Source organism: Dyadobacter sp. CY356 (assembly GCF_021440195.1).
In the GTDB taxonomy this organism is placed as follows: domain Bacteria; phylum Bacteroidota; class Bacteroidia; order Cytophagales; family Spirosomataceae; genus Dyadobacter.
On record NZ_JAJTSZ010000003.1, the window covers coordinates 111,716 to 127,015 of the forward strand.

At 41.5% G+C, this 15,300-nt stretch carries 12 protein-coding genes; 1 reads left to right on the forward strand and 11 read right to left on the reverse strand.

Annotation, left to right across the window (positions count from 1 at the left end; genetic code table 11):
- Window positions 1-19: 19 nt before the first annotated feature.
- The 11 genes from nuoF to LXL81_RS12390 all read right to left on the reverse strand — a co-directional run bounded on the left by nuoF (window position 20) and on the right by LXL81_RS12390 (window position 13,211).
- Window positions 20-1,357, reverse strand: coding sequence for an NADH-quinone oxidoreductase subunit NuoF (gene nuoF / locus LXL81_RS12340; RefSeq protein WP_234647095.1), 1,338 nt, complete (start codon window positions 1,355-1,357; stop codon window positions 20-22).
- Window positions 1,358-1,390: 33 nt separating this feature from the next.
- The gene (nuoE, locus tag LXL81_RS12345) at window positions 1,391-1,888 is read right to left on the reverse strand and encodes an NADH-quinone oxidoreductase subunit NuoE (protein ID WP_234647096.1); all 498 of its coding nucleotides are present in this window, start codon (window positions 1,886-1,888) and stop codon (window positions 1,391-1,393) included.
- A gap of 41 nt (window positions 1,889-1,929) precedes the next feature.
- Window positions 1,930-3,156: an NADH dehydrogenase (quinone) subunit D gene (nuoD, locus tag LXL81_RS12350; protein ID WP_234647097.1), complete on the reverse strand. Its 1,227-nt coding sequence runs from the start codon at window positions 3,154-3,156 to the stop codon at window positions 1,930-1,932.
- Window positions 3,157-3,183: 27 nt separating this feature from the next.
- Window positions 3,184-3,684, reverse strand: a complete 501-nt coding sequence (locus LXL81_RS12355) for an NADH-quinone oxidoreductase subunit C (RefSeq protein ID WP_234647098.1) — start codon at window positions 3,682-3,684, stop codon at window positions 3,184-3,186.
- A gap of 6 nt (window positions 3,685-3,690) precedes the next feature.
- Entirely contained in the window at window positions 3,691-4,233 is a 543-nt protein-coding gene (locus LXL81_RS12360; RefSeq protein ID WP_137338216.1) for an NADH-quinone oxidoreductase subunit B, read from the reverse strand.
- Window positions 4,234-4,261: 28 nt separating this feature from the next.
- Window positions 4,262-4,636, reverse strand: coding sequence for an NADH-quinone oxidoreductase subunit A (locus LXL81_RS12365; protein ID WP_234647099.1), 375 nt, complete (start codon window positions 4,634-4,636; stop codon window positions 4,262-4,264).
- Window positions 4,637-4,831: 195 nt separating this feature from the next.
- A complete protein-coding gene (locus LXL81_RS12370; RefSeq protein ID WP_234647100.1) occupies window positions 4,832-6,952 on the reverse strand; it encodes a sialate O-acetylesterase in 2,121 nt (706 codons plus the stop codon).
- A 328-nt stretch (window positions 6,953-7,280) separates the two neighbouring features.
- Complete coding sequence (locus LXL81_RS12375) at window positions 7,281-10,463, reverse strand: T9SS type A sorting domain-containing protein (RefSeq protein WP_234647101.1); 3,183 nt, start codon at window positions 10,461-10,463, stop codon at window positions 7,281-7,283.
- Window positions 10,464-10,547: 84 nt separating this feature from the next.
- Window positions 10,548-11,555, reverse strand: a complete 1,008-nt coding sequence (obgE, locus tag LXL81_RS12380; RefSeq protein ID WP_234647102.1) for a GTPase ObgE — start codon at window positions 11,553-11,555, stop codon at window positions 10,548-10,550.
- A 121-nt stretch (window positions 11,556-11,676) separates the two neighbouring features.
- On the reverse strand, window positions 11,677-12,249 hold the full coding sequence (locus LXL81_RS12385; protein ID WP_234647103.1) for an adenylate kinase: 573 nt from the start codon (window positions 12,247-12,249) through the stop codon (window positions 11,677-11,679).
- Window positions 12,250-12,404: 155 nt separating this feature from the next.
- Window positions 12,405-13,211, reverse strand: coding sequence for a T9SS type A sorting domain-containing protein (locus LXL81_RS12390; protein ID WP_234647104.1), 807 nt, complete (start codon window positions 13,209-13,211; stop codon window positions 12,405-12,407).
- 184 nt (window positions 13,212-13,395) lie between these two features.
- On the opposite strand from LXL81_RS12390, the gene LXL81_RS12395 reads away from it, so the two are divergent.
- Window positions 13,396-15,219 carry a sensor histidine kinase KdpD gene (locus LXL81_RS12395; RefSeq protein ID WP_234647105.1) on the forward strand — a complete coding sequence of 608 codons (1,824 nt, stop codon included), beginning with the start codon at window positions 13,396-13,398 and terminating at the stop codon, window positions 15,217-15,219.
- Window positions 15,220-15,300: the final 81 nt, after the last annotated feature.

A 15,300-nucleotide genomic window follows, 5' to 3' on the forward strand; every position in this document is an offset into this window, starting at 1 on the left:
TTTCTGAACCTCTTAATATTTAGGCTAGTACCGCACCCATAAATACAGCTCCCGGTTGGGTAGCTTCTTTTGGACTGTTGATATGCCATTCAAATTCCTCACGGAAATGACGGATGGCGCTGGCGATTGGCCATGCAGCTGCGTCACCCAATGGGCAAATTGTATTTCCTTCAATCTTTTTAGCAACATCAACCAGCAGATCAATATCATGCAAGCTTCCGTGACCATGTTCGATACGGTGAAGTACTTTCTCCATCCAGCCAGTACCTTCGCGGCAAGGACTGCATTGTCCGCAAGATTCGTGGTGATAAAAACGGGAGAAATTCCAGGTATTACGAACGATACAAGCTGTTTCATCAAAAACAATAAAACCGCCTGAACCTAACATGGTACCTGTAGCGAAACCACCATCCGATAAAGATTCGTAGCTCATCAAACGGTCTTCGCCGGCTGCGGTTTTTGTAATCAAATGTGCAGGTAAAATCGGTACTGACGAACCTCCCGCAACCAATGCTTTCAAGTAATGTCCTTTACGGATACCTCCGCAATATTCATCCGAATTAAGGAATTCATCAACACTCAGTCCTAATTCAATTTCATAAACGCCTGGTTTCTGGATGTGTCCGGAAGCAGAAATAAGTTTTGTTCCGGTACTTCTTCCAATTCCGATGGCAGCATAAGCATCACCGCCATTGTTGATAACCCAGGGCATATTGGCAATGGATTCAACATTATTAACTACGGTTGGGCTCTGATATAAACCTTTCACCGCAGGAAATGGTGGTTTGTTACGAGGATTTCCTCTTTTACCTTCTAAAGATTCAAGCAAAGCAGTTTCTTCACCACAAATGTAGGCACCGCCTCCTGGCTGAACCACAAGTTCTAGGTCGTAACCGCTCCCTAATATATTTTTACCAAGAAAACCATTTGCTTTTGCTTCTTCAATGGCTTTTTCAAGGATTCTGATCACATACATAAGTTCGCCACGAACATATATAAAAGACTTATTCGCTCCCAAAGCATAGCTGGAAACGATCATGCCTTCAATAAGCAAGTGGGGAATCGATTTCATCAGGTGGTGATCTTTGAAAGTACCAGGCTCTGATTCATCAGCATTACAAACTAAATAACGGGGAACACCTTCCGGTTTCGCCAAAAAGCCCCACTTCATTCCCATTGGAAATCCTGCACCACCACGTCCACGTATCCCGGATTTCTTAGCTTCTTCCACAACCTCTTCTGAGGACATGGTTTTTATCGCTTTTTCAACAGCAGCATAACCGCCTTGTTTGCGATATACCTCAAAGGTTTCAATACCTGGAACATTGATATGCTCCGTCAATATTTTTCTAGCCATTTTCAGGGTAATATTTTCAGCTTATAAAAAGGCTTATTTACTCAATTCTTCGATGATCTCATCAACACGTTCGCGGGTCAGGTTCATATAGAACTGCTCACGGATCTGGAAAACCGGTCCCCAGCCGCAAGCTGCAAGACATTCTACTTCTTTGATCGTAAATAAACCATCCGCAGTAGTTTGTCCAGCCTGGATTCCCAATTTTTGTTTCAGATAATCATATATTTCTTCACCGCCCATCAGGCAGCAAGGGCCAGTACGGCAATATTCAATCACATGTTTTCCCACCGGGTCAAGGTGATACATCGTGTAAAACGAAGCTACCTCATAAACCTCAACTGGCTCTATACTCAATATTTCAGCTACGTGATCCATCACTTCGCTGCTTACCCATCCCCATTGTTCCTGGGCAATGTGTAGAACAGGGAGTAAGGCCGATTTTTGGCGGCCTTCCGGGTAACGGGCTATAACTTCTTTTACTTTCGCAAGTCGTTCCGGGGTAAACGCAACGGGATTTGGTGTTTCAGTCATTTCTAATGCGATCTTTTGAAAATCAAATAATCAATCTGATTTTATGCGTCCAGTTCTCCTGCAATAACGTTCAGGCTACTCATGGTAAGAATAGCATCTGAAAGTGTGCTTCCTTTGCACATTTCAGGATAGGCCTGATAATATATAAAACTAGGGCGACGGAAATGCAAACGATAAGGTGCTCTTCCACCGTCACTGATCAAATAGAATCCAAGTTCTCCGTTTCCACCTTCCACAGCATGGTAAACTTCACCAATTGGCGCATCTATTTCTCCCATAACGATTTTGAAATGGTAGATAAGCGCTTCCATATTGCTGTAAACCTCTTTTTTAGCAGGCAAATAATATTCAGGAGTATCAGCGAAATAGGGTCCTTCCGGCAGATTTTCCAAAGCCTGCTCGATAATTTTCAGACTTTGCCACATTTCTTCCATACGCACATTGTAGCGATCAAAAGTATCACCACTTTGTCCGATTGGAATGCTGAAATCGAAATCTTCGTAAGAAGAATATGGATTCATGACACGTACGTCATAATCCAGTCCCGCAGCACGAAGATTTGGTCCCGTAAAGCCGTAGGAGAGTGCGCGTTCCAAAGAAATTGGTCCAACATTGATAACCCGGTCCATAAAAATACGGTTACGGCTCATCAACTTGTCAAATTCACTTAGAACGGGAGGAAAGCTTTTAATAAATTCACGGATCTTACGGATTGCCGTACTTGACAAATCGCGTTCCATACCACCGATACGGCCCATGTTTGTTGTCAAACGAGCACCGCAGACTTCTTCGTAGATCTCATAAATATCTTCACGTTTTTGCATCACGTAAAGGAATCCTGAAAACGCACCTGAATCCACACCCAGAATACTATTACAGATCAAATGATCAGAAATACGGGCAAGTTCCATCATGATCACGCGGATGTATTGCGCACGTTTCGGAACTTCTATCTGCAGGAACTTTTCCATCGTCATATGCCATCCAAAATTATTGATTGGCGACGAGCAATAGTTCATGCGGTCTGTAAGTGTAGTCAGCTGATAGTACGGACGTCTTTCAGCAATTTTTTCGAAAGCTCTGTGAATATAACCAATGGTCTGCTCACCGGAAACGATCTTTTCACCATCCATTTGCAGGATATTCTGAAAAATACCGTGGGTTGCCGGGTGGGTAGGGCCAAGGTTAAGGGTTGTAAGTTCCTCGATCAATTCAGGTAATTCTGATTGAGAAGGAACATTATGCGGTAATAATTCGATATCTGCCATAGCTTACTCTTTTCCTGATAGGTAGGGTCATCGACCAAAAAGCGCATCAATTTTATCCTCACGGGTAGCATCTTCCAATGCATATTCTTTACGCATCGGGAAATAATCCATTTCCTCAATGTTCAGGATACGTACAAGATTAGGATGTCCGTCAAAAAGAATTCCGAAGAAATCATAGGTTTCACGTTCCATCCAGTTTGCACAGGCATACAGCACCGTTGCTGTTGGAATATGAATATCTGCTTCTGCAATGAAAACTTTGATACGGATCCTGAAATTATGGACGAAGCTATGCGCGTGATAAACCACAGCAAACTCCTTACCCGTATTGTCAGGATAATGGACACCTGTCAAATCTGTTAGAAAGTTTATCTGATAGTTTTTATGCTTATTCAAATATTCAAGGACCGGAATAATTTGTTCCCGGGTTGTCGAGAGTGTCAGCATTCCATAAGGCTCCTCAAAGTCAAACACCTGATCACCAAATTTCCCTAATAGCTCTTCGGCTACTTCCTGATTGCTTAGCATAGGTAATTATTGAATATTATAGGATGCTAGTAGTTCCTGGTATTCGTCGGTGTTTCTGCGACGAAGTTTTTCGTTTTGCGCCAGTTTCTGGATTCCCATCAATCCGTCAATGATTTGTTCAGGACGGGGAGGGCAGCCTGGTACATAAATGTCAACCGGAATAATACGGTCAATTCCCTGCAAAACGCTGTATGTATCAAAAATCCCACCGCTAGATGCACAGGCTCCAACAGCTAAAACCCAACGCGGTTCAGCCATTTGAAGATAAACCTGTTTCACAACCGGAGCCATTTTTTTAGCAATAGTACCCATCACCATAAGCAAATCTGCCTGGCGTGGTGAAAAACTTGGACGTTCCGAACCGAAACGTGATATATCATAATGCGCACCCATTGTAGCCATAAATTCAATACCACAGCAAGAAGTTGCAAATGGTAATGGCCATAATGAATAACTTCGGGCAAGACCGATTGCTTCGTCAAATGATGTTGCAAAAAATCCTGATCCGCTATGTCCTTGCGGTGCTTCCGCTATTGTTACCTCTTTCATAACCTTTTTGATTACAATAATTTATAATCTATTCTTCCCAATTCAATACGCCTTTACGGATAATATAGTAAAATCCGGAAAGAAGCAGCGCCATAAACAATAACATTTCTACGAACCCAAACATTCCCAATTGTTTAAAATTGACTGCCCATGGATACATAAAGATCACCTCTACATCAAAAAGCACAAACAGAATTGCTATCAGAAAGTACTTCACTGAAATAGGTGTTCTTGCATCGCCAACAGATGGGATTCCGCATTCGAAAGGATCATCTTTCAATTTGCTTTTGCGGCTTGGACCAATTAAGTGTGTCACAATCATCGTGCCGCCAATGAACCCTGCTGCCAGAATAAACTGAACAATAATGGGTAAATAGTCCGAAGGAAGATAGTTATTATTCATTGATTTTTAATTTCAATTTATGGCTGGCTATCAGCAACCCGAAGATTGCAAATTGGGAAACCTTTATTACTGTCAAAATTAGCCTTTGCAAATTTATCAATCAAATTCTTTACTTTTTCTTTTACCAAATTAGTATCATACTAAATAAGCTCCGGTTACCCGGAGCCTATTTAGTAAATATTAAAGAAAAAATATTTATTTAATCATAATTTGCTTTTTCAGATCTACCTCGTCATTTTTAACGCGAATGATGTATTTCCCGGTGGAAAGATTTTTAACCTGAATTCTAACGCGACTCGTCAGATCCTGTTTCTGAGTGATCACAACACGTCCTGAAATGTCATAAACCGTGATTTCAGCATTGCGCATATTGTCCCTTGATTCAATATAAAGTTCATCAACCAATCCGGGATTCGGGAAAATTACAACGTCGTTTTTTTCATTGGTAACAATCTCTTCTGCATCTGAGTATGCGGAGTAACAGGTCAAAGCGTTATTAGCTAAGGTGTAAGTGACTTTTGCCCGGGCAGCATATTTACCGGAAGTATCGGTTTTGATAATATTTGTATGCGTCAATAAAACTTTTTCATCTCTTTTCCAGTCATATTGCTCATTAAGGCCAGCCTGTGAAACAGAAGCCATGATCGTAAATGGTCCTGATTTTGTAATGGTTGGCTTTGGCAGTGCCGGACGGATAATCAACGATGCTGTTGCAGAGTTGTCAGATTTACAACCAAAAACGTTTTGACTATTTACTGTAAAACTTCCGGCTTCGGATACTGCAAAGGTAGAACCTGTTGCAAGAACTGTGGTGGTTCCTTGCTTATACCAGCTGTAAGCATCATTTCCATTTACAGAAAATGTAAACGCCGAATCTGCGCATGCTTGTTGAGATCCTGACTGAACAATGGTTGGCGTTGCAGGTTTGATAGATGATGCTACAACCAGCTTTTGGCTATGAACTATATTTCCCGAAGCATCTTTAACCAACGCACTATATTCTCCCGGATTTGTTACTGTCAAAGTTCTTCCCGTCGAACCTCCCGGCAACCAGGAATATGAAGAATATCCCTCGGGTAGGGTAAGAATAAGTGAAGTATTATTAGGTGCACAAACACTGGTCAATATTGGAACAGGTGTCAACAAAAGCGGGCTAACTGTTGAAAAGAAATTATTGGAAAGTACATCGTTCCATGCATTCCCAAGAATGGTAACACCGTTTGTACCTGCGAAGTGGGTGCCGTCAGCTCTTTGCGGGAATAACCCATCTGTTTCGGGGCCCGGATAGGCAGAGCTGAAAATACGGTTAATAACAGCATTTTGCGCTCCTATTATATCCTGGCTGGTAACAGATACGCCATTATCATTGGCTATTCTTGAAGTACGGGCAATAACCCAGGTTACGTTCGCGCCAATATCAGAGCCTAGTTTATCTATTAATGCCTGTAAACGTGATCTGTAATCTTCATATTTTGTTGCGAGCGGATAAGTATCCGTTTCGCCTTGCATCCATAATATGGCGCGTACACCAAATTCTTTACCATAATTCTGCATGGATATCCGCAGGTTTCCGTAAGGCATTTGCTCAGGATATATAAATCCGAATGAATTCTGTGTTTTCAATCCCTGGCTGCTTTCCTGCCAGTTTTTGATTGCTGTTCCTTCCCAGGCAGTATTAATAAACAAAACAGGAACATTTAGTTTTTTGGTAAGCAAATCACCAAGAATTCCCCAACACCAGGCTCCTTTTCCTCTCGGGCCCATGGTTTTAATATTGGAATCTACTTTTTTGAATATTGGATATGGAGGGTTGGTAAGAGAGTTTACCGAATTGTCCTGATCGATATAATTCACTCTGTCGTCCGTAGCGGCCGGACTGGTGTAATCAATTCCCTGGGCATTTGACTGGCCTGCAATTATAAAAACTTCACCAACACCCATTCTGGATATAGTGAAAGGTTGCCCTACAACCTTTCCGTCCTTTATTCCCCTTACTTCCATCGTATACCAGCCGCCCAAAAGACGAATCGTTCCGCTGAAAACACCACCGGTAGGCTTGTCTTGTAAAAGAGTCCAGGCAGAAGAGGCATCAACAGCCTGTCCCGGAGCCGCAGGTACAGCATGAATTTCAACTTTATCAATAGGTACAGTGTAATTTCCAGTTACGGATACGGTAGCCTGCCCGTTCATTTCACGCTGATAAACGGCTCTTTCTACCGGAGATGTAATTTTAACTTGGGCACTTAGGCCTAAGGGAATTAAAGTAAGAAACAGCCAGGCCCGAAGAAAATAAGAAGTAAAAAATTTATCAAGCATTTGTATATGTTTAAGTATTATCCTGTGTTCAAGTTCGTAAATGGTGTGAGTCTGAGGCTGAACTTCCGGCAAATTTAAAATATAAGTTTGGGTTTTGAAGTACTTCTTTTATCCTCAGGGTATTTAATCAATATTGGATTAAAATATCAGTGGTTATGATTTAACGCATTATCATAACTTGTCAAAGATTAAAATATAACGATTCAGTGTTTACGAAAAGACACTTTCCCCAAAGAAAACGTATTTCAAGTTGCTAAATTACATGAAAATAAATAAAAAAAGAGAACAGAAAGCTAGCTTTCTGTTCTCTTTTGTAACTGATCAGTTTTTACTGATTGAGCATTATTTTTTTAGCTTTTTTATAGTCTTGTGCGCTAATTGACAATATGTAAGTTCCATTGCCAAGCGGGGCGAGATTAATAGTTTTTCGCTCATCAAAATTGTGGGCAGGATAAGTCCTGATTAACCGGCCGTTAAGATCATAAACCTGAATCGTTGCATTTTTAAGATTAGCAACTGTTTCTATTGTAAATGATCCGTTATCACTTGGGTTAGGATAAACACTGACTTCTTCGCCTGACGGATCCATCGTAAACAGGAAAGGATCTGAAAATGCTGAAAAACATGTCAATACCGGACTATAAATAACCGTGTTGTTTACGACGTACTGTCCTGTTTGAACGGCTTTTAGCGTAGCACCATTTTCGGATAGATTGGCTCCGTTAAACTGCCAAACGTGATTTCCATCATTGATGTTATTTTCTGCCAACAGTGTATATGTTCCAACCTGACGAATTTCCGGTTTCGAAGGTAATGGTTTTACATCCACCAGTACAGAGGTAGAATAGGGTGAAAAACATCCCTGATTATCTTTTACACGGGCAGAGTAACTTCCGGATTTGCTAACGGTTAATGAACTGTTTGCCGTTCCGGTATTCCAGAAAAACGAATCTCCGTTCGAAGCTCTTAATGTTACCGCATCTCCGTCACAAAACGAAGTCGGGCCTAGTGCCTGAATCAGCGGAGCTGGCGGTAGAGCCAAAACCTGAACTCTTACAGCATCCGAGGGGTCAGAATAACAGCTGAATTCGTTGATTGTTTTAACAGAATAATCTCCCGAAGTATTGGTTGTGATCGCTTTCGTACTTGCTCCTGTATTCCATACATATTTGGCTGCATCATTGGCCGTAAGGCTGATACTTGCGTCCGCACAAAAAGTGGTTGGGCCGCTTGCGGTTATGGCTGGTTTTGGAGGCAATGGATTTACTACTACTTTGATAGCAGGCGTTGGAGGTGATAAACACCCGTTGTCATCTTTTGCAGAAAGTGTATAATCACCGGAGTTTCGTATTTCAACCTCCCGGTTGCTTGCACCGTTGCTCCACTGATAAGCAAATGATTCGCTGCCACGAAGCGTGGTATAATCACGGTCGCAGAATGTTGTAGGGCGTAACGAAGTGATTGTTGGAGTAGCAGGAAGTGGATTTACCTTGGTTGTAACGGCATCAGATGTTGACTCACAGCCATTGCTGTCTTTTTGTTTCAAACTAAAAGTTCCTGATACATTAACAGTTATGGATTTTGATGTTGAATTTGTGTTCCAGGTATTTCCGCTGTCATAATTTGATGTCATCGTGATGTTTTCACCTTCGCAAAGTAACGGAGAACGGTTTAATGAAATAACCGGCTTGGCTGGCAAAGCATTTACCTTCACAGTAACCGGATCAGAATCAGGAGACATGCAGCCAAAATTATCCTGCGCCTTTACACGATATTCGCCGGATGATCTTACTGAAATTGTGGCATCATTTGATCCGTTAGACCATATACTTTTAACAGTTGAACTTGATTTCAGATTAACCGAACCTCCGTCGCAGAATGTAAGTGCGCTGGCTGCGGAAATACTTGGTTTATCAGGAAGAGGAGATGTCAGCACATTCACAGCGACTTTCGCAGAGGTCGACTGGCAGCCATAAACACTCCTGGCTGTTACCGAATACTCTCCGGCGACTGTAATATTGATCCTGTCACTGGTTGCCCCCGTATTCCATTGAATGTTGGAAGAAGTGTTTGCAATAAGCACAGCCGTATTTCCTTTACACACAGGATTACTTCCTTCCAGCGTGATAACTGGCTGAGCGGGTTGAATTGTCTGGTTTAATTTTACTTCGGGAGAAAATATAATGTTTGAATTTGCATCCCGGGCCTGAGCTCTGTAATTACCATTTCCAACCTGAATATTTCCTGCCGACTGTCCATTGCTCCACCTAACCGAAGAATATCCGCCTGTATTCACAGCCAGATTCATATTGCCGTTACCGACACATGAAGCAGAAACTATCAATGGACTTACCCCTTTAAATGGCGTAGAGCTTGCAAAAAAAGCGTCAGTGAGCTGCGTATTCCAGGCATCTGCCAGCTGGCTTAATCCGTTGCCTGTAAAATGGACACCGTCTGGTCCTCCGTCTCTTGGAATCTGGATTACATCAGTATTAGGCCCCATGTACACGTTAGGGACAGAGGATATAACTTGTTTCTGGCCATTAATTGCATTGGCATAAACACCAGTGGTATTACTGTAAGAAGTCAGGCTGACCATCCACGCAAGACCTTTTCCTGATTCATTCCGACTGGTTTCAATAACCTTAGTCAGGTCAGCCGCATAAGAACTTGCAGATGTACCCGCAAATTTTTCTGCTTCTCCCTGTAACCATAAAATAGCCCGGATACCTGTGATTGGTACATAGGTTTGCATAACAGAACGAAGGTTTCCATAAGGGGCTCCATTGACTGGATAAGGAGCTCCGTTGTATATATTATAAGCCGTGCCATTTATGCTCTCCCGCCAGTTTTTGACAGCAGAACCGGTCCAGGCACTGTTATAAAACAAGATCGGTACGCCAAGGCGACTAGCCAGTAAATCTCCAAGTTTTCCCCATGACCATGCGAAATTACCTCTCGGAGCGATGTAGGTATCAGCATTTAAATGCGAGAACTGTGGATAGGATAAATCCGTATTGGGATTGTTTGCATTGTTGGAATTAACACAATTCACCCGGTCATCACTGGCGCCTGGGCCGGTGATGCCTTTTGAATCCTCCGGATTTATCTGGCCGGCATTTGACTGGCCACTAATCATAAAAACCTCTCCGACACCAACCCGATCCAATGGTACAGTACCCACAAGCTGGCTTCCATTCCATCCGCGAACTTCAAGCTGATACCATCCGCCTTTTGCATCAATGCTCCCGGAAAACACTCCCCCCTGAACATTTGACATGGGTTGCCAGTCCACTGAAGATCCGCCGGTAATTGAAGTCAGCTTGGCTTCAACGCGGTCTATGATCTGTGTATAATTTCCAGCGATATAAATCGTCGCGAAGTTATTTTTATCACGTTGAAAAATAGCTCTGTTTGAGGGATAATCTATTGAAATTTGTGCTGTTGCCGTGAAGGAACATAAACAGCTCACTATTCCTAAGCAAAAAAAGAATTGTAAAAAGTGTTTCATGGAAAAGGAATCAATTGGAATTAACCTATTGGACACAAAAGTGGGTACAAAAGGTTGCCTCTCAAAATAAAATATTTCAGAAATTTATTTAGCGGCTGTTGAATCATTGAGTAATTCCCAGATTCTGTCCTTTAATTGATCAATTCCTTCTCCTGTTAACGAAGAAATAAAAGTGGTAGAAATTCCTTGTGGTAATTTTTTGACAAGTTCTTCCCGCTCTTCTTCCAAAAGCATATCAACTTTTGAAATGGCAAGAAGTCGTTCTTTATCTAAAAGAGATGGGTTATATAACTGAAGTTCATTAACGAGCGTATTATATTCCGCTTCAATATCTTCGCTGTCGCCGGGCACCATGAAAAGAAGAATCGAATTTCTTTCAATATGTCGGAGGAATCTTAGTCCCAGGCCTTTTCCCTGTGAAGCACCTTCAATAATTCCCGGAATATCAGCCATTACAAACGACTTATAGTTACGGTAATCAACTACGCCTAAATTCGGAACAAGTGTTGTAAATGGATAATCTGCGATTTCAGGGCGTGCAGCAGAAACAACAGAAAGCAGGGTAGACTTTCCCGCATTAGGAAAACCAACCAGACCAACATCTGCCAATACCTTTAATTCCAGTATAATCCAGGATTCAATGGCCGGATCTCCCGTTTGTGCATGCTGTGGAGTCTGGTTTGTTGCTGATTTAAAATGATCATTTCCCAATCCGCCGCGTCCGCCTTTCATCAAAATTACTTCCTGCCCGTCTTCGGTGATTTCAACAAGCTGTTCACCCGTTTCCACATCCCTTGCGATAGTTCCTAGTGGGACTTCCAGATAAATATCCTTTCCGTCAGCACCTTTTCTTCTTCCGCCTTCACCACCTTTACCGTCAAAAGCGCGGATGTGTTTGGTATATTTTAAATGTAAAAGTGTCCAGACCTGTGTTGTTCCTTTCAAAATAACATGCCCACCGCGGCCTCCGTCTCCACCATCCGGCCCACCTTTTTCAACGTGTTTTTCACGACGAAAATGTAAAGCTCCCGCGCCACCAGCGCCTGAGCGTACATTAATTTTTACGTAATCTATAAAGTTTGAAGATGCCATGCCCTGCTACCGTTTTTTTTAAATTTGTGAGAAGTGTAACTACTTTATTGTACTTACAGAAAGAAAGGTGTAGAAACCAGGTACGTTTTACCTTGGTGCCCTACACCCTTACTACATTTTATTATGCCTGTTCAATTGCTTCGGTGATTCCTTCAAAAATCTTTTCGATTTCTCCGATACCATTAATTGCAATATATTTTCCCTGCGCCTGATAATAGTCAGCTACCGGTTTTGTTTTGCTGTTATATTCATGAATTCGTTTGCTGATCAGCGCTTCGTTCTGGTCGTCCGGACGGCCGGAAGTTTTTCCTCTGTTTAACAAACGGGCAAGAAGTTCGTTGTCATCAACCACAAGAGCAACCATCACAGAAATACTTTCGCCATAAGTGGCAAGCAAAGCATCCAGAGCTTCCGACTGTGCAACGGTGCGTGGAAAGCCATCGAAAATAAATCCCGGGCAACCTTTATGTTCTTTTAATTTATTGTCGATCATCCCGATCACAACTTCATCCGGAACCAGTAATCCCTGATCCATTAAGGTTTTTGCGCGAAGTCCTAGTTCGGTGCCGCCCTGAATTTCAGAACGAAGCAAGTCTCCGGTAGACAGGTGTATGAGCTTGTATTGTGCTATGATTTTTTCACTTTGTGTGCCTTTTCCAGCACCCGGAGGACCAAATAGTATAAGATTCAGCATATTGCTTAATGAAATAAATTTCGGAGAAAAAGATGGTTTGGGTGCAAATTTACAATTACTTAATACATGTCAGTTCAATTATCTCGTTTTTTTCCAATAAAAAATCCTCTTAATTATTACTAATCAAGAGGACCATGGTAAAATTATTCAAAAGATCAGGGAAGAACTACACGCTTCACAGCTCCGTCTTCATTCTGCGTAACCGTTACGAAAAGCGTTCCTTTTGTATTTTTCTTAATGTCAATCTGCCCGACAAACTCGCCGCTAAAATCTTTAATTTCCTTTTTGCCAACTTCTTTTCCCTTTGTATCAGAGATCGTTACAAATACATCGCCCTTTTGAGGAACGTAAAAACGAAGATTCATAACACCATTATCAGGATTGTTTGGATAAACATTCAGCTCCCGGACCGTTGATGATTTTGCCACTTCATTATTCCAAAAACTGCTGGCACGATCACCCATGCGATTTCCAAAATCTTCCATATCACGTATCATGATTTTTGCCTTCGGACGAATTTCTCTTTCCAGATTTCTGGTCTGGTTACGTAATTCATCAAAGTTGAAATTCAAATCTTTGAAATCATCATTTCTGAAATTAAATGCGAATTCTTCATGATCATCTTTTGATTTTTTCTGCATTTTCCCACGACGCTGAACAAGTTTATTTCCATTGCCGTCGTCAACAGTTATAGTAACCTGTTTTTTACCATTGGGATCAAGTTTCATTGAATCAATCGCTTTGTCAACGAAGTTTTCTCTTTCCGGTCCCGGCATATCCGGCAACTCGTAATTTTTTTCAACCGTTCTCGATTTTCCATCCTTATCTTCCGTTACTTTAATACGGATAGAAGTTTTCTTCTGATCATCTTTTTCGGATTGCGCGAAAGTCTTTTCAAAGCCTGAAAGACTTGTAATAACGAATAAAGACAAAGCGGCACGTAAAAGAAATTTTTGTCTCATGATGCTTTATTGTTTTGTTTTTGAGATAATTACAAATTTAATTTTTACTTAAAATACGGGCTGTTAAATTTTGTTAAAAACAAAAACGGCTGGAATGGAAGCCTTAAATTTGTTCAACATAATAATGTCGCAGAAAAAAGTGCCGGTGTTGCATCATAAGTTGTGCATCGACAAATAAATAAAAATGACAAAGCGGAAAATTCAGATTATTATCGGTTTAATGTGCCTCGCGCTTATTGGTCTCATTGGTTTTCAATGGTACTGGATACGCGAAGCAATTGCAATCCGTAATGAGCAGTTTAACCAAAAAGTAGCCGAATCTGTACAGGAAGTCGTGCACCGTCTCGAAAAACAGGAAATGATGTATCTGCTTCAGCAGCGTATTGAAACGGAGCAACAAAAGGATAAGCTGAACCGTATCACGCAGCTTAGAGAAATGCCGGTTAAAAAGACGACTGGAAAACGAAATAAAAAACAACTTTCTGCGGTTTCGCCTCCGCCCAATATCCAGGTTTTTATTGATCCAAATGGTGGAGAAATCCATTACCAGTTTTTTGCGGAAGCCGCTCCTTCGGATGTGTTAAGCCCAAACTTCCGGGTTACACTTGATCATCAGCAGCAAATAATTGAAGAATTTTTTCAGGCTCAGCGTTTTGGTGCGGAGGGAATGGATGAATTTATGCGAAGAAGGCTTGATGAGGAAAAGAAACTTGGCAATGCATTTCAGGAAGCTTTTCCAAATCAGAAAAATACTTCGAAAAATCAAAATTCCACGCGACCGGATACAACGAACCAGCCAATCGCTTATCGTAAAATCAATCCGAATATCGGAAGATCGCCGCAGCTTGCAGGAACCAAACCACTGATTAACGGAAAAGCAAAAGATCTTGACAGAGCGGATCTGCTTCGTGAGGTGATGAAAGATCTGATGTATACCAAAAGGCCAATCCAGGAACGTGTTAACCGGTTTCTGCTGGATACCTTATTAAGAAAGGAGCTTGCTCAGAATGGTATCACACTTTCTTATGAATTTGCTGTTCAGGGAAATGCAAACAACGGTTTGGTGTTTTCAACAGCAAGTTTAAAATCTTCCGAATGGCAGCAGAGATCATACAAAGCATCACTTTTCCCAAATGAAACTTTGCAGGAGAATAATTTGCTTTTCGTCTTTTTCCCCGATCAGCAGAAATATATTCTAAGCAATATGGGCGTCATGTTTGGCGGTTCAGGGATTTTGATCATTGTGATTATGGCTTGTTTTTATATGGCCGTTTCAACGATACTTCATCAGAAAAAACTTTCTGATATCAAGAATGATTTTATCAACAACATGACCCATGAATTTAAAACGCCGATTTCTACAATAGCATTGGCGGCAGATATGGCTCAGGAAAATTCAAGGTCTGCCGGCAACGAGGCCTCTCCACGTATGACGCGTTATCTGGGCATTATCCGGGAAGAAAATAAACGGCTCGGAACGCATGTGGAGAAGGTTTTGCAAATGGCACTTTTGGACAAAGGTCATGTGAAACTGAAAAGGAGCGAGGCCAATATTCATGATCTGATTGAAAAAGTTTTAAACAGCCAAAGCGTTCAGATTGAGCAGAAAGCTGGCGAAATTGATCTGGAATTTGAAGCGGTCAATGAAATTATTTCCTGTGATGAACTGCATATTTCTAACGTACTGAATAACCTTGTTGATAACGCGATCAAATATTCTCCTGAAAAGCTGCATCTGAAAGTCAGGACGGAAAATGAAAATAACGGAATTTCCATTGCCATAACCGATCACGGTTTAGGTATGAGCAAAGAACAGATTCAGCGTATTTTTGACACTTTTTACCGTGTTCCAACCGGCAATGTTCACGATGTGAAGGGTTTTGGTCTCGGACTTAGTTATGTCAAGAAAATGGTGGAGGCCCATGAAGGAACGGTTAATGTGCATAGCAGGCCGGGTCATGGAAGTACATTTATTATCTGGCTCCCCATTGCTCCTGCGGAAGCATAAAAATTGTCCGGACAATCATTAATCTGCTATCAATCACGTGAAAATATCGGTTTCAAGTGATAACTTGCCATCTTTTTAAGA